Origin of the sequence: Mesorhizobium delmotii (assembly GCF_900149755.1) — a bacterium.
Lineage (GTDB): Bacteria > Pseudomonadota > Alphaproteobacteria > Rhizobiales > Rhizobiaceae > Mesorhizobium > Mesorhizobium delmotii.
Window position 1 is genome coordinate 226 of record NZ_FUIG01000013.1, and the last position, 16,677, is coordinate 16,902.

Annotated in this window: 20 protein-coding genes; 15 read left to right on the top strand and 5 right to left on the bottom strand. The window is 61.9% G+C overall.

Annotation, left to right across the window (positions count from 1 at the left end; genetic code table 11):
* From BQ8482_RS38585 to BQ8482_RS01415, 7 genes are all read left to right on the top strand, one after another.
* Nucleotides 1-205: hypothetical protein (locus BQ8482_RS38585; RefSeq protein WP_208867588.1), on the top strand; the 205-nt coding region annotated here is incomplete at its 5' end.
* Nucleotides 206-1,058: 853 nt separating this feature from the next.
* The gene (locus BQ8482_RS01390) at nucleotides 1,059-2,018 is read left to right on the top strand and encodes an MBL fold metallo-hydrolase (RefSeq protein ID WP_165848392.1); all 960 of its coding nucleotides are present in this window, start codon (nucleotides 1,059-1,061) and stop codon (nucleotides 2,016-2,018) included.
* Nucleotides 2,019-2,070: 52 nt separating this feature from the next.
* Nucleotides 2,071-2,280, top strand: coding sequence for a (2Fe-2S)-binding protein (locus BQ8482_RS01395; protein ID WP_123145962.1), 210 nt, complete (start codon nucleotides 2,071-2,073; stop codon nucleotides 2,278-2,280).
* A 156-nt stretch (nucleotides 2,281-2,436) separates the two neighbouring features.
* On the top strand, nucleotides 2,437-2,622 hold the full coding sequence (locus BQ8482_RS01400) for a hypothetical protein (protein WP_123145963.1): 186 nt from the start codon (nucleotides 2,437-2,439) through the stop codon (nucleotides 2,620-2,622).
* Nucleotides 2,623-2,705: 83 nt separating this feature from the next.
* Complete coding sequence (locus BQ8482_RS01405; protein ID WP_123145964.1) at nucleotides 2,706-3,959, top strand: cytochrome b; 1,254 nt, start codon at nucleotides 2,706-2,708, stop codon at nucleotides 3,957-3,959.
* 78 nt (nucleotides 3,960-4,037) lie between these two features.
* The gene (locus BQ8482_RS01410; protein WP_123145965.1) at nucleotides 4,038-5,525 is read left to right on the top strand and encodes a mechanosensitive ion channel family protein; all 1,488 of its coding nucleotides are present in this window, start codon (nucleotides 4,038-4,040) and stop codon (nucleotides 5,523-5,525) included.
* A gap of 409 nt (nucleotides 5,526-5,934) precedes the next feature.
* Entirely contained in the window at nucleotides 5,935-6,720 is a 786-nt protein-coding gene (locus BQ8482_RS01415; protein WP_208867589.1) for an alpha/beta fold hydrolase, read from the top strand.
* Here the strand turns inward: BQ8482_RS01415 and BQ8482_RS37600 are convergent.
* Nucleotides 6,692-6,961 carry a hypothetical protein gene (locus BQ8482_RS37600; protein WP_133254687.1) on the bottom strand — a complete coding sequence of 90 codons (270 nt, stop codon included), beginning with the start codon at nucleotides 6,959-6,961 and terminating at the stop codon, nucleotides 6,692-6,694. The genes BQ8482_RS01415 and BQ8482_RS37600 overlap by 29 nt on opposite strands.
* Here BQ8482_RS37600 and BQ8482_RS01420 point away from each other — a divergent pair.
* From BQ8482_RS01420 to BQ8482_RS01450, 8 genes are all read left to right on the top strand, one after another.
* The gene (locus tag BQ8482_RS01420; RefSeq protein ID WP_123147298.1) at nucleotides 6,945-7,715 is read left to right on the top strand and encodes an SDR family oxidoreductase; all 771 of its coding nucleotides are present in this window, start codon (nucleotides 6,945-6,947) and stop codon (nucleotides 7,713-7,715) included. The genes BQ8482_RS37600 and BQ8482_RS01420 overlap by 17 nt on opposite strands.
* A 36-nt stretch (nucleotides 7,716-7,751) precedes the next feature.
* Nucleotides 7,752-7,886 carry a hypothetical protein gene (locus BQ8482_RS39975; protein ID WP_280178793.1) on the top strand — a complete coding sequence of 45 codons (135 nt, stop codon included), beginning with the start codon at nucleotides 7,752-7,754 and terminating at the stop codon, nucleotides 7,884-7,886.
* A 27-nt stretch (nucleotides 7,887-7,913) separates the two neighbouring features.
* Nucleotides 7,914-8,744, top strand: a complete 831-nt coding sequence (locus tag BQ8482_RS01425; protein ID WP_123145966.1) for an alpha/beta fold hydrolase — start codon at nucleotides 7,914-7,916, stop codon at nucleotides 8,742-8,744.
* A gap of 93 nt (nucleotides 8,745-8,837) precedes the next feature.
* Nucleotides 8,838-9,260 (top strand): cupin domain-containing protein, encoded by a 423-nt coding sequence (locus tag BQ8482_RS01430; RefSeq protein ID WP_123145967.1) that lies wholly within the window; start codon nucleotides 8,838-8,840, stop codon nucleotides 9,258-9,260.
* Nucleotides 9,261-9,357: 97 nt separating this feature from the next.
* Nucleotides 9,358-9,792, top strand: coding sequence for a CBS domain-containing protein (locus BQ8482_RS01435; RefSeq protein WP_123145968.1), 435 nt, complete (start codon nucleotides 9,358-9,360; stop codon nucleotides 9,790-9,792).
* Between the two features lie 64 nt (nucleotides 9,793-9,856).
* Nucleotides 9,857-10,501 carry a glutathione S-transferase N-terminal domain-containing protein gene (locus tag BQ8482_RS01440; RefSeq protein WP_123145969.1) on the top strand — a complete coding sequence of 215 codons (645 nt, stop codon included), beginning with the start codon at nucleotides 9,857-9,859 and terminating at the stop codon, nucleotides 10,499-10,501.
* Complete coding sequence (locus BQ8482_RS01445; RefSeq protein ID WP_123147299.1) at nucleotides 10,488-11,240, top strand: SDR family NAD(P)-dependent oxidoreductase; 753 nt, start codon at nucleotides 10,488-10,490, stop codon at nucleotides 11,238-11,240. The genes BQ8482_RS01440 and BQ8482_RS01445 overlap by 14 nt, the downstream gene beginning before the upstream one ends.
* Before the next feature lie 50 nt (nucleotides 11,241-11,290).
* The gene (locus BQ8482_RS01450; protein ID WP_123147300.1) at nucleotides 11,291-11,938 is read left to right on the top strand and encodes an HD domain-containing protein; all 648 of its coding nucleotides are present in this window, start codon (nucleotides 11,291-11,293) and stop codon (nucleotides 11,936-11,938) included.
* A gap of 200 nt (nucleotides 11,939-12,138) precedes the next feature.
* Here the strand turns inward: BQ8482_RS01450 and BQ8482_RS01455 are convergent, their stop codons facing one another.
* The 4 genes from BQ8482_RS01455 to BQ8482_RS01470 are packed head-to-tail and all read right to left on the bottom strand — an operon-like array spanning nucleotide 12,139 to nucleotide 16,670.
* On the bottom strand, nucleotides 12,139-12,831 hold the full coding sequence (locus BQ8482_RS01455; RefSeq protein WP_123145970.1) for a response regulator transcription factor: 693 nt from the start codon (nucleotides 12,829-12,831) through the stop codon (nucleotides 12,139-12,141).
* Nucleotides 12,821-13,210: a response regulator gene (locus BQ8482_RS01460; protein WP_123145971.1), complete on the bottom strand. Its 390-nt coding sequence runs from the start codon at nucleotides 13,208-13,210 to the stop codon at nucleotides 12,821-12,823. Before BQ8482_RS01460 ends, BQ8482_RS01455 begins: the two co-directional genes overlap by 11 nt.
* Nucleotides 13,207-13,854, bottom strand: coding sequence for a response regulator transcription factor (locus BQ8482_RS01465; protein ID WP_123145972.1), 648 nt, complete (start codon nucleotides 13,852-13,854; stop codon nucleotides 13,207-13,209). The genes BQ8482_RS01460 and BQ8482_RS01465 overlap by 4 nt, the downstream gene beginning before the upstream one ends.
* Nucleotides 13,851-16,670, bottom strand: a complete 2,820-nt coding sequence (locus tag BQ8482_RS01470) for an MASE1 domain-containing protein (RefSeq protein ID WP_123147301.1) — start codon at nucleotides 16,668-16,670, stop codon at nucleotides 13,851-13,853. Before BQ8482_RS01470 ends, BQ8482_RS01465 begins: the two co-directional genes overlap by 4 nt.
* Between the last annotated feature and the right edge of the window lie 7 nt (nucleotides 16,671-16,677).

Below are 16,677 nucleotides of genomic sequence, written 5' to 3' on the forward strand. Positions count from 1 at the left end.
CGTCACCATGCCGGAGAGCACGGCGTCCAATGCCGTCAGCTACACCACGCCAGTGGGCACGATCCTGATTTGCCGCTTGGCAGTGCCGATCCTGGAGCGCATTGCATCTCAAGCAACATCATGGCTTCGAATGTCCGCAGAGGTGCAGTCGACCACCGAGCGACCGCCAAAGGTCTGTCCTGGGTCATCGGAGGACTCTGTATAGACCGTCCTTAGCCTGAACGCGCGTCGGCACGGCCGCCTCGCCGGATTTGCAAGTCCGATGATCACGCACGTATATGTCGTAGAGCATCAATTTATCTACGCGCTGAGTGGTATCGAAGGATGCATCGGTGCTTCGATTGACGGACTCTACCGACCGCCTCGCGCGACATTTGCGATACGTTGTGCCTCTCGATTGTTGCTGCATGACTGGCGAATGCTCATTGCAACAAGCATAGCTGTCCGTCTCATGGGATGCTTCTCCTTTCCATTCGATCTGGTCGTGGATTGTGTTGCTCAGTAGATCAGAGGCTTGCCACCAGCGCGTGCTTCGCCGCCGCAATCGGACATGCAGGTACCCTGCCCGCCGGCGGTGGGAAGGCGTCCATTGCGTTGCGCCATCATTAGTCGTGCTGGACTGTCTGTCGGTGCGCGACATGCCCGTGTTCCTCATTTGCTCGGTCGACCAGTGCAGACCAGAGACACGGGGAGAGCGCTATGTTGAGGGTGCGCGTGTGCAGTCGACTGCATCAAGGCTGTGGACGACTGAGACCGCGGCATAGGATTGATCCTGATCCTACGCGCTGGGTGTACTGCCAACAGGCAAGAGGCACAGCCGTTGCTCGCTGCTCAAAGCGGCGTCTTCCGACGTTCGCGGGATATCACCCATACTCGCAACGGGTCTGCCATAGACTTTCGCATCGCCTGATCGGTGCTTCCGTCCGATGGTGGCGCAGGCCGAGGCGGTGCAACTTCCTCCGTAGACGCCAAGTTGGCGGTCCATGGAGGCTCATGCCAAATCCACGGGCGCCAGCGGCGGAGGTGGCCGATACGGCCGTGGTCAGCAGGAGACAGACATGACCCTGGACAACATTTCACACCCCTCGATCCAGCACTGCGCCGACAGCCTGAACGCCAAGCACAGCAACGGTAGACCGGCGCCCGAATTGGTTCCGTCGCGCTACGCGCTGCAGGTCGGCGACATCGACGTGTTGGTGGTCAGCGATGGAGTGCTGCCGATACCAGCCCCGGTTATGGCATACAACGTCGACCCGGCCGTCCGGGCGGCCTGGCTGGACGACATGTTCCTGCCGCCGGACGTGCTCGAGTGGCCGCTGAACGTGGTCGTCGTACGCAGCGGCGGCCGGACCATACTCGTGGACGCCGGGCTGGGGATGGACCCGGACTTGCACTTGCCGAGGGCCGGGCGGTTGGTCTCGCGATTGGAGGCCGCCGGCATCGATCTCGCATCCGTCACCGACGTGGTGCTGACCCATATGCACATGGACCATATCGGCGGGCTACTCATCGACGGGGTCAAGGACCGGCTGCGTCCGGATCTGCGGATTCACGTGGCGGCCGCCGAGCTCAAGTTCTGGGAGTCGCCCGATTTCTCCCGCGCCTCCATGCCAACGGGGTTCCCGGATGCGCTTCGGCGGGCGGCCAAGCGGTTCGTGAACGAGTACCGCAACCAGTTGCGGCCGTTTGAGACCGAGCACGAGGTGGCGCCGGGGGTGGTCGTCACGCTCACTGGCGGCCACACCCCCGGGCACAGCGTGGTCCGTCTGGCGTCCGGCGGCGACCGGCTGACCTTCGCCGGCGACGCCGTGTTCCAGGTCGGGTTCGACCAACCCGACTGGCACAACGGCTTCGAACACGACCCCGAGGAGGCGGCCCGCGTCCGCATCAATCTTTTGCGGGAGCTGGCGGCAACCCGCGAGCCGCTGGTGGCCACTCACCTGCCGTTCCCGTCTATCTGCCATGTGGCGGTGGACGGCGATGTCTTTCGTTGCGTGCCGGTTGTCTGGGACTACTGACCCGCTTGTCGGGTCAGAGCCGTACCAGATCGCCGTCGAGACTTATCGCGCCATGATCGTGTGCTCGTGCAATGTGTTGAGCGATCAGGATGTCCGCTCCGCCGTCAAGGCGGAGCGGGCGTGCTCGATCCGCCAGGTCTATGGCTGTCTCGGCTGTAGCGCCCAGTGTGGCCGTTGCGCGCGCACCATCCGCCGCATGATTGACGAGGCGCTCGCCAGCGCCCGTGCGGCATCCTGCAACGGCCGCGCGCAGTCCTCGTAACCCTGACTCGGCCGCCTCTGCCCGGTCCGGCGCAGCCTTTCAATCAGGAGACCATAGACCAACGTATCGGACGCACGCATCCTCGGCATGATAGTTCGCACACTGGAAAAGCTGGCATGCTTGGCTCCTCCTCAACCCGACCAAGGAGCATCGGAAATGACACTGCGATTCGTTCTTTCGAAGATGTTGCAGATCTTCCAGATGCTATGGGACGTCGACACGGCGGCGCAGCCGGTAAGGCGCGGCGGCAACGGGTTCGCTCGCGCGACGGTCCGGCCGATCTACTCACGCAACGGCATCAGAGTGGCCGCCTCGCCGAGGAAGATTCGTGACCGCAAGTGAACCGCCCATCCGTGGTGAAGGGCGGCCGGCAAGATAGCGCCGGCCGATGTCGATACCGGCAATTCGAGACTAGGGGCAACGCGATGAGCGGTGGAGATTCAGCCTATGTTCCCAAGACTAGGATCGGACGCTGGTTCGACGCCCGCCTGCCGGTGCCGCGCCTGGTGCATGATCAGTTCATCGTCTATCCGGTTCCGCGCAACCTGAACTACGCTTATTCGTTCGGGGGCATCCTGTCGATGATGCTGGCCGCGCAGATCGTTACCGGCGTCGTGCTGGCCATGCACTACGCGGCCGACACGACACTGGCCTTCAATTCCGTAGACAAAATCATGCGCGACGTGAATTCCGGCTGGCTGTTGCGCTACCTGCACTCCAACGGCGCGTCGTTCTTCTTCATCGCGGTCTACGTCCATGTCTCCCGTGGCCTCTATTACGGCTCCTACAAGGCGCCGCGCGAACTGCTGTGGGTCCTCGGCTGCACCAACCTTCTGTTGATGATGGCTACGGCGTTCATGGGTTACGTGCTCCCCTGGGGACAAATGTCGTTCTGGGGCGCGACCGTCATCACCGGCTTCTTCAGCGCCATCCCGCTGGTCGGCGACTGGGTGCAGCAATTGCTGCTCGGCGGCTTTGCGGTGGACAATCCGACTCTAAACCGCTTCTTTGCGCTGCATTACCTGCTACCGTTCATGCTGAGGGGCGTCGTCATCCTGCACATCTGGGCGCTTCACGTAGCCGGCCAGACCAATCCGGCGGGTATAGACGTGAAGTCGGAAACCGACGTCGTGGACTTCACGCCCCATGCCACGATGAAAGATGTGCTCGGGGCCGTGGTGTTCCTGCTCGCCTTTGCGTACTTCGTCTTCTACGTGCCGAATTATCTCGGGCATCCAGACAACTACACCGCCGCCGACCCGCTGAAGACGCCGGCGCATATCGTGCCCGAGTGGTACTTCCTGCCCTTCTACGCGATCCTGCGCGCCGTCACCTTCAACATCGGGCCGGTCGACTCGAAGCTCGGCGGCGTGCTCGCCATGTTCGGCGCCATCGCCGTGTTGTTCTTCGTGCCCTGGCTGGATACGTCGAAGGTGCGCTCGGCCGTCTACCGGCCCTGGTACAGGCGGTTTTTCTGGCTCTTTGTCATCAACGCCCTCTTCCTTGGCTGGTTGGGATCCAAGCCGGCGGAAGGCTGGTATATCCCCGCCATGCAGGTGTCGACCATTTACTACTTCGCGTTCTTTCTTGTCGTCATGCCGCTACTGGGCGCGATCGAGACGCCGCGCCGGCTGCCGAACTCGATAACCGAAGCGATCCTGGAGAGAGGCAAGGAATAACACCGAATGATCACCTGCCCGGTCGCCATGCCCCGAGGCGAGGATTGTGTGAGGATTTTTGAGGATCCGGGTCCGGTCATGAACTGGTGGAATGCTGCTCCCCCTCTCTACATGGTGCTGGTCGGTCTTGCCGGCATAGTCGTGTGGCACGTCATTCCGCGGCGGCTCTCCACAACCAGGCTGATTGTCCAGATCGCATTCTTCCTCGCTATGTCGGTCCTGCTTCTTGACGGAGCTGTGGTCCCCTACGAGCCGGCATGGGGCAAAGAGACAACCGCGGGAGCAATCCTCGTCGGGACCGCCAAGTTGCTGTGGTGGGTTCACCTCGCCTGGGCGCTGATCGGATTTGTCCGCATCTATCTCGTGTTCGAGCGAAAGCCGCGCGAGGCGCGCCTTCTGCAGGACCTCGTCGTCGGCGGCGTTTACGTTGGGATGCTGCTGTCGATCCTGGCCTTTGTCTTCGGCGCGCCGATCGGAACGCTGATCGCCACCTCGGGCGTCTTTGCCATCGTACTTGGACTGGCGCTCCAGAATACGCTGAGCGACGTCTTTTCGGGCATCGCGCTCAACCTCGGCCGACCTTATGTGCTTGGGGACTGGATCGTTCTCAGCGACGGAACCGAAGGGCGCGTTGTCGAGACCAACTGGCGATCGACTCACCTGCTCACCTTGGCCCACAACGTGGTGGCGCTGCCGAACAGCTTCCTCGCGAAGCTCGGGCTGACCAATGTCAGCAGCCCTGAGGAGAGCCATGGGCTGTCCGTCACGATAAGATTGGCGCCGACCAAGATGCCGGCGATCGTCGCGGACGTCATGAACGCGGCCTTACAAAGCAGCAACACAATACTGAGGGAGCCCCCACCGGTGGTCGCTATCAAAGCTCTGGATGCGACGGCGATCGAGGTCGATCTGTTTTTTCGCGTCGCAAATGTTGGCCAGCGAATTCCGGCGAAGAACGAAATCTTCGATCTTGTCTACCGTCATTCCAAGTCCGCGGGTTTGCGGTTGGCAACGCCACCCTCCTCTTCGATTCTCATGAATGACTTGCCGAGCGAAGAGACGGCAAGTCTCCCAGAAGTCACGCCGATCAAGCTTATAAATGCCATACCAGTATTCTCGGCGTTGACGGACAACGAAAAAGAAGCCCTCGCGGCAACGGTTACGGTGCGCATCTATCGCAAGGGCGACATCATAGCACGACAGGGAGAGATGCTGCCGTCCCTCATGATTGTTCGGACGGGCATCATTGTCCGAGAGCGCGGCGAAGATGACGCCCATCCGCAGGAGATCGGCCGTCTCGCTCCCGGCGACTTTTTCGGAGAGACGGGTCTGCTCGCGGGCATTGGCGAGACCTCGACCTTGCGCGCAATGAGCCACGTCGTGGTCTACGAGATTGACCAGCAAAGCTTCGCGCCCCTGCTGCTCGACCGGCCCGAAATGGCCGAAGATCTTGCGGCGGTCCTCTCAGCCAGGATGTCCCTCGGCGGTAGCCGCACCGGACAAGAGCACACGGATTCGAAATTCGCGCTGCTCAAAGCCATGCAGACGATCTTTCACAGCGGGTAGATCGCGCCCAACGCGAACTTCGAGACGAACGTTCGTCTCCCATGCGCTTCGGACAAGGTTTTCGACCTCGGCCAAGCAGGCGCCCACGCTTGCATGTTCGGGCGCTCGATGACTTGCCGCGGCTCGGCCGACCGTCTCCCTGACGAGTGCGGCGGCTTGCTGCAAGGCGGTCCTGGCGCTGGCGATTACGGAGTCGAGAGCTGGAGCCGTCGAGACCTTACCCCGGCGATGCGTTCGATCGATGCCGGGAACCTACCCGTGCGCCGACCACCGGCTACAGCTGCCACTCCCCGGGTGTATCGTCCTAGACTTTCGGATCGCCTGACCGAGCCGTCCGTCGAATATTTTCGCGCGCCAAGTGGGCGCATTCTTCTCGGTATCGGACGACCCGCCGCACAGGAGAAGACACGTGCACAAGATCATCAGAGCTCTGGCCCTTGTTTACGCATGTTGCGTGTCGGACAGCGCGACGGCGCAGGCCGCAGACCATCAGGCAAAACCGACGATCGTGCTGGTGCACGGGGCCTTTGCTGAATCGTCGAGCTGGAACGGCGTCATCGCCGAGCTCAACAGCGACGGTTTCCGGACCATCGCTGCGGCCAACCCACTTCGCGGCGTTGCAAGCGATGCGGCCACCGTATCGGCCGTCATCGGATCCATCGGCGGACCGGTCGTCCTGGTAGGCCATTCTTATGGCGGTCCGGTCATCACCGAGGCAGCTAACGGGAAGGACAATGTGAAAGCGCTGGTCTATGTGGCCGGATTCGCCCCCGACAAGGGCGAGTCCAGTCTCACGCTTTCGGGAAAGTTCCCAGGCAGCACGCTTGGCGAGGCGCTCCTGCCGGTGGCGCGGCCGGATGGAGGACAGGACCTCTACATCCAGCCGGAAAAGTTTCACGAGCAGTTCGCAGCCGATGTGCCGGCAGCGCAGGCCAGCCTGATGGCTGCGACCCAACGCCCGGTGGCTGACGCCGCCCTGGCAGAGCCCTCCGACGCGCCCTCTTGGAAGACAATTCCGTCCTACGCGATCTACGGCTCGGCGGATCGGAATATCCCGCCGGCGCTCATGAAGTTCATGGCCGAGCGCGCGCATTCGGTAAAGACCATCGTCGTCGAGGGCGGATCGCACGCTCTGATGGTCTCGCATCCAGAAGCGATCGCCTTGCTCATAAAGGAAGCCGCATCGGCGCAGTGACGAAACCGGCCGCCTCGCGCCGGCTGCATTCGACAAGTGCAAGCCTCGAGAGAATCTGTGGTTCGGCCGCTTCCAACCTCGAATCGTCGGTCGTGAAGTCCATGGCCAGCGGGGCTGCGAAAACCGCATTGGATGAGGCGTGTCCCGCCTTGACGGTCCAGCGTGCGACCGAGGCGTCGGGGCATTCCAAGCAGATCATTTCGAAGTCAGAACAGGAGAATGACATGAAAATCGTAATCATCGGCGGCACCGGACTTATCGGCTCCAAGACCGTCGCAAGGCTGAGCGTGAAGGGCCACGACGTGTTGGCGGCGTCGCCAAGTGGCGGCGTCAACACCTTCACCGGTGAGGGATTGGACAAGGCTCTTGCCGGGGCGGAGGTTGTCATCGACCTCGCGAATTCGCCGTCGTTCGAGGACAAGGCCGTTCTCGAGTTCTTCGAAACAGCCGGAAAGAACCTGCTCGCGGCGGAAAAGGTTGCCGGCGTGAAACATCACATTGCGCTCTCGATCGTCGGGGCGGAGCGCCTGCCCCGCAGCGGCTACCTGCGCGCCAAGATGGCTCAGGAGAAGCTGATCAGGGAGTCGGGAATTCCCTACACGATCGTTCACTCGACCCAGTTCTTCGAGTTCCTTGGCGGCATTGCGCAGTCGGCAACCGTCGGCGACACGGTCACGGTATCGTCGGCCTACTTCCAGCCCATCGCCTCCGACGACGTCGCGGATGTCATGGCTGACGTGGCCCTCTCCCAGCCGATTAACGGCGTGATGGAGATCGGCGGCCCCGAGCCTTTCCGCATGAACGAGCTGGTCGCACGTTTTCTGCAGCTCGCCAACGACCCCAGGAAGGTGATCGGCGATCCTCATGCGCTCTATTTCGGGACCGAGCTAGACGACCGCTCGCTTGTCCCGGGCGCGGGCGCCCGCATCGGTTCGACGTCGTTCGAAGACTGGTTCGACCACGCCCCGCCTCGGCGAAGCGGTGTTGCGGCGTAACGGCGTCATCTGAAGAGAAATCGCAAGGAAACGACGATGGACCACAAGCTGCCCTTTGCGCCTCAGGCAAGTCGCCGGGATCTCCTCCTCGGCGCGGCGGTCGCCGGCACTGCAACCGGCCTGCCCAAATATGCGCTCGCGCAAGGGACAGCCGGCCAGGAGTCGAACTAATCCATCGCTCAAAAAGGATCGAAAGATATGAGCACTGTCACTACCAAGGACGCCACCGAGATCTACTACAAGGACTGGGGCCCGAAGGACGCCCAACCGATCGTCTTCCACCACGGCTGGCCGCTTAGCGCCGACGACTGGGACACGCAGATGCTTTTCTTCGTCGGGCATGGATATCGCACCATCGCCCATGACCGGCGCGGGCACGGCCGTTCCGCGCAGGTGAGCGACGGTCACGATATGGACCACTATGCCGCCGATATCGCCGCCGTGGTCGAGCATCTCGACCTCAAGGACACTATCCATATCGGTCACTCCACCGGCGGCGGTGAAGCGGCGCACTATGTTGCCCGCTACGGCAAGGAGCGCGCCACGAAGCTTGTTCTCATTGGCGCGGTGCCGCCGATCATGGTGAAGACGCCGGCCAACCCCGGTGGACTTCCGATCAAAGTGTTCGACGGATTGCGCAAGTCGCTCGCCGACAACCGCGCGCAGTTCTACATCGATTTCCCGTCGGGCCCTTTCTACAGCTTCAACCGGCCGGGCGCGGAAGCGATCCAGGGCGTCATCCAAAACTGGTGGCGGCAAGGCATGATGGGCAGCGCCAAGGCGCACTACGACGGCATCAAGGCCTTCTCGGAAACCGATTTCACCGACGACCTCAAGATCATCGACGTGCCGACACTCGTCATGCACGGTACGGACGATCAGATCGTGCCCATTGCCGATTCCGCGCCATTATCGGCAAAGCTTCTGAAGAACGGCACGCTCAAGATCTATGAGGGCTTTCCGCACGGGATGTGTACCACGCATGCCGATGTGGTGAACGCCGACTTGCTCACCTTCATCAGGTCCTAGGCACCCGCCATGCCCTCAGGCGAGAGCCCGATCGCCGGCCGTCCCTCGGCCGGCGATCACCCGCAATCTCAACCGCAAACTGGAGCCAGACAAATGATCAGGAGCATACTCTACAGCACCGCCGCTCTCGCGGCGTTCATCGCCACCGCCGCGCTGGCCGACAATACGGCTAGCGCTTTCAAAAACGTGAAGCTCGTTTATGATCAACCGCTTCCGAACGTGTCCGGCAAGAGCATGAGAGGTGTGCTTGTCGAATATGAGCCAGGCGGCAACTCGCCCGCGCATCTCCATCCCAAATCTGCCTTCATCTACGCCACGGTTCTCGAAGGGGCGATCAAGAGTCAGGTCAATGATGGCCCGGTGGTCACCTATCGCGCCGGCGAGAGCTGGTCCGAATATCCCGGCGATCGTCACCGCGTCAGCCAGAATGCCAGCGCGACTGACCCCGCCCGGCTGCTGGCCGTCTTCATCGTCGACACCGACGAGACCGAACTTGTGCTCCCCTACGAAGAATGAGGTCGGGATTTCATCGCCCTGTCTCAAGGGGAAGAGCGCCGCGCCGCCGAGCACCTGAAGCATTCGCGGCGCGGCCACGCAACCAAGGACGGCTGCAATGATCATCGACAAACTGCATGCTTTGACGTCGCCACGTCTCGCCGTGATCGACTTTAATGCCACCGTGCAAACTGCCGCCCATTGGCTTTCCCGGCCTGGAGTCGGTCTCGTCGTGGTGTGCAATGGCAGCGGAAACGCGGAAGGTGTCCTGAGCAAATCCGATCTCGTCCGCCATCTCGCAGGTTCGATGTCGGCGCCGCCGGTGTCGGCCCTGATGAGCAGGTCTATCGTCTCGTGTAGCCTGCAGGACGATGTCCACGCGGTGTGGCAAACTATGGCTGCGCGAAACCTTCAAAATATTCCCGTGATCGACGATGCCGCCAGGCCTCTCGGCATATTGGACATACGCGACGCGATGAAAGCTCTGTTCGAGCAGGAAGAAATGCAGGAGCGGATGCTCTTCAATTACGTAAGCGGGGTCGGTTACCGCTAGCCCCACCCCGCAGCGACGCCACCACGCCCTTAAGAAGAAAATCCCCGCCAGAAGGATCGTAAAGATGAAATTATATTACAGCCCACTCGCCTGCAGCCTGGCCGATCACATCGCCTTGCTCGAGGCCGCAGTGCCGTTCGAGCGGGAGAGCGTAGACCTGAAAACGAAGCGGACGGCCGCGGGAGCCGATTTCAACGATATTATCAGCAAGGGCTACGTGCCGGCACTAGTGCTGGACAGCGGGGAAATCCTTACCGAGAACATCGCCATTCTCGATTGGCTCGCCATGCAATATCCGGCGCTCGGCGTTCCGGGCGATCTAGGCCGCACGCGCGTTCTGGAAGCGCTGGCTTTCATCTCGACCGAGGTGCACCGCAGCTTCAAGCCAATGTGGCACGGCGGTGCCGAAGCCGAAAAGGCGCAGGCCAGGGCAAAGATTTCAGGACTGCTCTACAATCTGGCTGATACCCAGGTCGGCGGCTATCTGTTCGGCGAAACGCCCAGCGTCGCGGATTTCTACCTGTTGGTGATGCTGCTGTGGGCCGATCGTTTCGATGTGCGCATCCCCGCATCATTCGTAGCGCTGCGTCACCGCATAGTGAGCCGTCCTGCGGTGCAAGCCGCCATTTGGCAAGAGGGACTGATCTCGTTGATGAACAATGAACCAGCGTCTCGGGTTCCTGAGGGGCGAGATCATGTCGACGCTTGATAACAAGGTCGTCATCGTCACCGGCGGAAGCTCCGGCATCGGCCGCGCCGCAGCCCTGAGCTTTGCCAGGCAAGGTGCGAAGGTCCTCATCACAGGACGCCGCTCGGGGCCGCTGGAGGAAACAGTCGCCGCGCACCCGAACATCGCCGGCCTTGTCGCCGACGTTGCGAAGGCCGAAGACGCCCAACGCACAATCGCGAAGGCAGTCGACACATGGGGCCGCTTGGACGTGCTGGTGAACAATGCCGGCGCTGGCGCTCTCTTGTCTCTGGGGGACGCAACCGCTGAGCGGATCAACAACATCTTTGCGGTGAATGTCGTTGGCCCAAGCCTGCTGGCGGGGGCGGCGATTCCGCATCTGGCGGCGGTGACGGGAGCGATCATCAACATATCGAGCACGTTCGGTCACAAGCCCGGGGCTGGTCTCTCGCACTACGCCGCCAGCAAGGCGGCGCTGGAGCATCTCACTCGCTGCTGGGCGCTGGAGCTCGCGCCTCTGGGCGTGCGCGTCAACGCCGTTGCTGCCGGCCCGACCGAATCGGGAGCGCTGACAGGCATGATGGGGCTCTCTCCGGAACATGCAGCAGTTATCGAGGAAGCTGAGCGCGAGCAGATACCGCTCAAACGACGTGGCAGTCCGGACGACGTAGCCAGGTGGATCGTGCATCTCGCCGATCCGGGATCCGAGTGGGTGACCGGACAGGTAATCGCCGTGGATGGGGGCTTGGGCCTCACATGACGCACGTGCCGGCGAACTGCCGGTCGAAAATCGCTGAGGTGACTATGGACATGAACCGAACCAGCGGTCGAATCCTGTCAGGGATTTCGGTTCCCGATACGCCGCTCGTGGAACAGGCCCTCGTTTATGCCCGTCGGGAAAGCGAGCCCTATCTGTTCAATCATGTCGTCCGTTCCTGGTTGTTTGCGGCACGGATCGGGCAGCTTCGGAACATCGACTACGACGCGGAAGTCGTCGCCTTGGGGACGCTGTTGCACGACATCACGCTGAACGAGCGCTTTGACGGTCCACGCCGTTTCGAAGTCGAAGGCGCCGATCTGGCCCGGATATTCGCCCGGCAACGCGGTGTCGACCAGCGCCGAGCCCAGCTGATCTGGGACAGCGTCGCCCTCAACTCGATACCATCCATCGGCCTCTACAAGGAGGCGGAGGTAGCGCTCTGTACCGCCGGAATCTGCTTGGATGTGGTCGGCCTGCAATACGAGCTTATCCCCGCAGCAGAGATAGCGAGGATCGTTGAGGAATTCCCGCGGCTCGACATGAAGCGGCGCATGACCGGGTGCTTCTCTCACATCGCCGAGGCCAGACCGGAAACGACCTACGACAATTTCGTCCGGGATTTCGGTGAACGCTATGTAGCTGGATACCGAATTCCTTCATCCGTCGATCTCGTGTCGAACGCGCCTTTCGAAGAGTGAACACGTTTAAGGGCCAAATTATCCGGCAGTTCCGCGCTTAGAAGGCGACATCGGAGGTCGTACATTGCTGTACGCCTTGAATTGCCTTGACCCGACAAGTCCGCTGCCTTCAAGCTGACCTCCTCGTGCTTCACGAGGAGGGATATCCCTGCGCTAGCCGATCCTTTCGGACGGAAGCATCCATCGCCTTGTGCCAAAGTCTAGTTCGCGCCGGCGTCGCGCATCGCCGCCGGCAGCGTCTCCCATGCGCGGATCAGCTCGCCGATGGATGCGGCCTCCATCTTGCGCATGACATTGCCGCGGTGCAGCTTCACCGTCACCTCACTAATGCCGAGATCGAAGGCGATCTGCTTGTTGAGGCGTCCACGGGCGACCTGATGCAGAACCTCGCGCTCGCGTGGCGTCAGCGTCTCCAGGCGGTCGAGGTTGCGCTTGACGACCGCAGCTTCCGCTCGCCGCGTGGCATCCGTCGCGATGCCCGCAAGTACGGCGTCAAGCAGCGTCTGATCCCGCACCGGCTTCGTCAGAAAGTCCACCGCACCGGCCTTCATCGCCTGCACGGTCATGGGAATGTCGCCATGCCCGGTCAGGAAGATGACCGGCTTGGGGTTGCCGGTTTGGGCCAGATGGCGCTGCAAGTCGAGGCCGCTCGACCCCGGCATTCGCACATCGAGGATCAGGCAACCGGAGCTGTCCAGTACGTCGGCATTGAGCAATTCGCGCGTCGAGCTGAAACAAACAGGCTGGAATCCAGCGGAAAGTATCAATTCGGACAGCGCCTCCTGAACAGACGCATCGTCATCCACAATGATGACGAGTGGCTGCTCCGCTTCGCTCCTCCTCTGCGCTGACAACGGAGCCGATCCGCGTAAGTGTGGCTGCTCAACTCTCATGCTCACCTCCATTTTTCGATTTGCGTAAGGCATTGCCGATGGCTGCCAGCATGACCTGCGCATCGAACGGCTTGCGGAAGCATCTGCTGACGCCCTGGACTCTGTCCGCATCGGTAATCTCGTCGCGCCCAGTGATCAGGAATATCGGCAGATCCGGGCGCACCTTCTTCACCAGGTCACAAAGCTCGAAGCCGTCCATGCCGGGCATCCCAATGTCGGTGATGAGAACGTCCAGGCCGGCCAGCCCGCTGATGAGCAATGATCGTGCTGACGAGAAGCTGCGTGCCGCATAGCCTGCGGACTCCAGCAGATCCTCCAGCGACTCGAGCACCCTTGGATCGTCGTCGACAACCGCAACAACGGATCTTCCCTTGGTCACGCCCGGTTCCCCCCCGCTCGGCGCGAGTGGGTGACTGGTATCTCCAATCGCTCCGCGATCCTCACGAGATCAGCGAGCGACGCCGCCGCCATTTTCTGCATCACGTTCCTTCTATGGATTTCCAGCGTGACTTCGCTGATCCCCAGCTCGGCGGCGGCCTGCTTGTTGAGCAGACCACTCACTACCAACGGCAGCACCTCGCGTTCGCGTGGCGTCAGCTCGAGATAGCGTCGCCTCAGCACGCTTAGTTCAGCGCGCGCCGATCTCCTTTCCCGATCCTCGGCTATCGCCGCATGGATTGCAGACATAAGATCGGCATCGCTGAAGGGCTTGGTGAGAAAGTCCACGGCGCCATGCTTGATCGCCTGGACGGATGAAGGAATGTCGCCGTGCCCTGTTACGAACACGATCGGCGGATGATCTCCCTTCGCAATCTGCCTCTGTAGATCGAGGCCGTTTATGTCGGGCAGCTCGACATCGAGGATGAGGCATGCCGGGGCGTCCGGTTTGTCCGCACTGATGTATTCGCCGGCCGATCCGAACGCGGCGGCGCGAATGCCGTGCGAATCGAGCAACTCGCTCAGCGCTTCCCGTAGGCGCGCATCGTCGTCCACGATGAAGACGATATGGTCATCCGTGGTCATGGCGCCGCTTTCGTTTCAATAGGCAAGGTGAAGACGAACGTCGCTCCCTGCGGTTCGTTCTTCTCCGCCCACAGGCGTCCGCCATGCGATTCGACGATCGAACGGCTGATCGCGAGCCCCATGCCCATTCCGTTCCCCTTCGTCGTGAAGAACGGCTCGAATATCTTGTCGGGAAACGCGACCCCCGCGCCGCGATCACTGATCTCCGTTTGGACCACATCGCCCACGCGGCGGACCCTCACCCCAAGAACCCGGTCACCCGCAATGGAGTCCATCGCATCCATGCCGTTTCGAATGAGGTTCACCAGGACCTGCTGGATATGTACGCGGTCGAGGGCGAGAAGCGGCAAGCTGCTTCCGACATCGACATCCAGGCGGACGCGCCGCCGCGCCGCCTCCTCGGCCATAAGATCGCGCGCCTCGGCTATGATGCTACCGAGCATCGTGCGATTCCTCGGCTCCACGGATTGCCTGAACAAGGCGCGGATTCGGCTGACAACTTCCGCTGCCGAGTTGGCGTCCCGGATGATGCGCTCGGCGGTGATCTTCGCGCGCTCGAGGTTTGGGGGTTCGGCCGAAAGCCAGCGGTGGCATGCACTGGAGTTGGCGACGATCGCGGCGAGTGGTTGGTTCACCTCATGCGCGATAGATGCCGAGAGCTCGGCAAGGCTGGCTGCCTGGCTCGCACGCGCTAGACTTGCTTGCGCCAGACGCAGGTCTTCCTGCGCCCGAACTTCCCCATCGATGTCGATGGAAATTGCGTACCATTGCAAGATCGCGCCGCTTTGGTCCCGCACCGGCTCCCCGCGGCCGTCGACCCAGCGATACGCGCCATCCGCATGACGCATACGATACTTCATGAAGTAGGGCTCCCCGGTGGCGAGGGAGTGGCGAACCGTGTTGAGCAGGAGAGGTGCATCGTCGAGATGGACGAGAGCCTGTATGGCTGCCGCCAGTCGGCTCATGTCCGGCTTGTCCAGTTGGGCCAGGTCGTTCAAGCCGAAGAAGTCGAGCAAGCGCTTGTTGAAGAAGGTCGGCTCGCCTTTCGGCGTCAGACGCCTGATATGGACGGGAACCATATTCACGAGCTGCGAGAGCTCGCGCTCCCTGTCGCGCAAGGCTTCCTGCGCACGCACCTCATCGTCGATGTCGAGCGAAACGCCGTACCATTCCGCGACCTCACCGTCTTCGTTACGCCGAGGCTCTACCCTGCACTCCGCCCACCGGTACGCGCCGTGCTGTTCGCGCCAACGAAATCGCATCGTGGACATGCCACCGGTTTCGAAGCAATTCCGTAGGGTGTTCTGTACCTCGGGAGCATCTTCGGGATGGATCAGCTCCTGCAGCAGTTGCTCAATGCGCGGCTCCTCGAGAGCTTCGAAATCCGCGATGACGGAGCGGAAATGGTCCTGGTAGCGCTTGTTGAAGTAGACTGGCCCGCCCGTAGGCTTTGCGCTCCAGATCCGGACTGGTACGGCATCGATCGTCTCCTGAAGCTGCCGCTCGCTCCGCCGCAGCGCCTCTTCGGCATGCATCTGATCGTCTATGTCGTGACAGAGCCCGTACCACTGGACGATGCGCCCCTCCTGATCCCTCATCGGCTCGGCGCGGCTCGACATCCAGCGGTAGGTCCCGTCGAGGCGGCGCAAGCGGTACCGCATCGCAAAGACCTCGCCGGTGGCGAGGCGATCGCGGAGCGTGTCCCCGAACGCCGCCGCATCGTCCGGATGGACGCCGGCCTCTATCATCGCGGTCAAGCGGCTCATGCCCGGCTTGACCGTATCCGCCACGTCCAGGCCGAGAAAATCGACCATGCGCTTATTGAAAAAAATCGGCTCGCCGTCAGGCGTTAGACGCCAGACGTGGCTCGGAACCATATCGACGAGCTGCGAGAGCTCCCGTTCCCGGTCTCGCGATGTGGCCAGCGCCAGCTGATATTGCCGGGATATGGCCGCCACGATGAGCGCCGAAAATGCCGAGATTGCCAGGAAAAGCTGCAGCATGACCTGCCTTTCCCTCTGGGACTCGGGATCGCCGACAAACTGGCTGTCACCGGATATCGTCAGCGCCATCGTGATCAGGGCGAGGAGCGTCAAGGCGACGGCAGCACCTCTGAACTCGAAGCGCGCCGCGGCCCAAAGAAGGGGCGGCATGATGATGTAGGGGGTGGGCAGATAGACGTCGCTCAAGGAAAGTGCGGCGACCCCTAGGAAGATCAGACCTAGGACGCCGGCTTCCGCCCGCTGCGCGGGAGAGAATTGGGTCTTGCTGCGCCAATACTGGATCACGACCAACGCCGGTGGCGCTACGAGCAGGATTCCGGTGGCGTCTCCAATCCAAAACAGCGGCCATACCGCCGTGAAGGTTTGCGATTCTACCCCAAACCACGCAAGCGTCGCGCTTCCCACCGTCGCGCTTACGAGGGGCGCAACTCCAGCACCCAGAACGACGAATGCGAGAACTTCCTGCAAGGTTTCGAGCCGAACCGGGCGCCCGCATGTCCGGTTCACCAGCGTTGCGCCGACAGCCGCGCCGAGGGCGTTGCCGACATAGATCAGAAAGCCCGCAGGCAGCGGACTGTGGAACCACACGAACTGCGCGAACATCTCCGCCAGGCAACCCGCCAGTATCCACCACGGCCAACTGTAAGGCGAGGTGAGGATGAGCGTCGCGATGAAAACGCCGCCCGGAGGCCAAATGGAAACCGTTATTCCGGGGACGATTGCGAGCGCCTGGGCGAACCCGCAGCCCAAGACATATGCCGCAAAAAATAGCCCCAGATGAAGGAATTGCGGGCGCGACCAGACGGACATCATCGGTTTC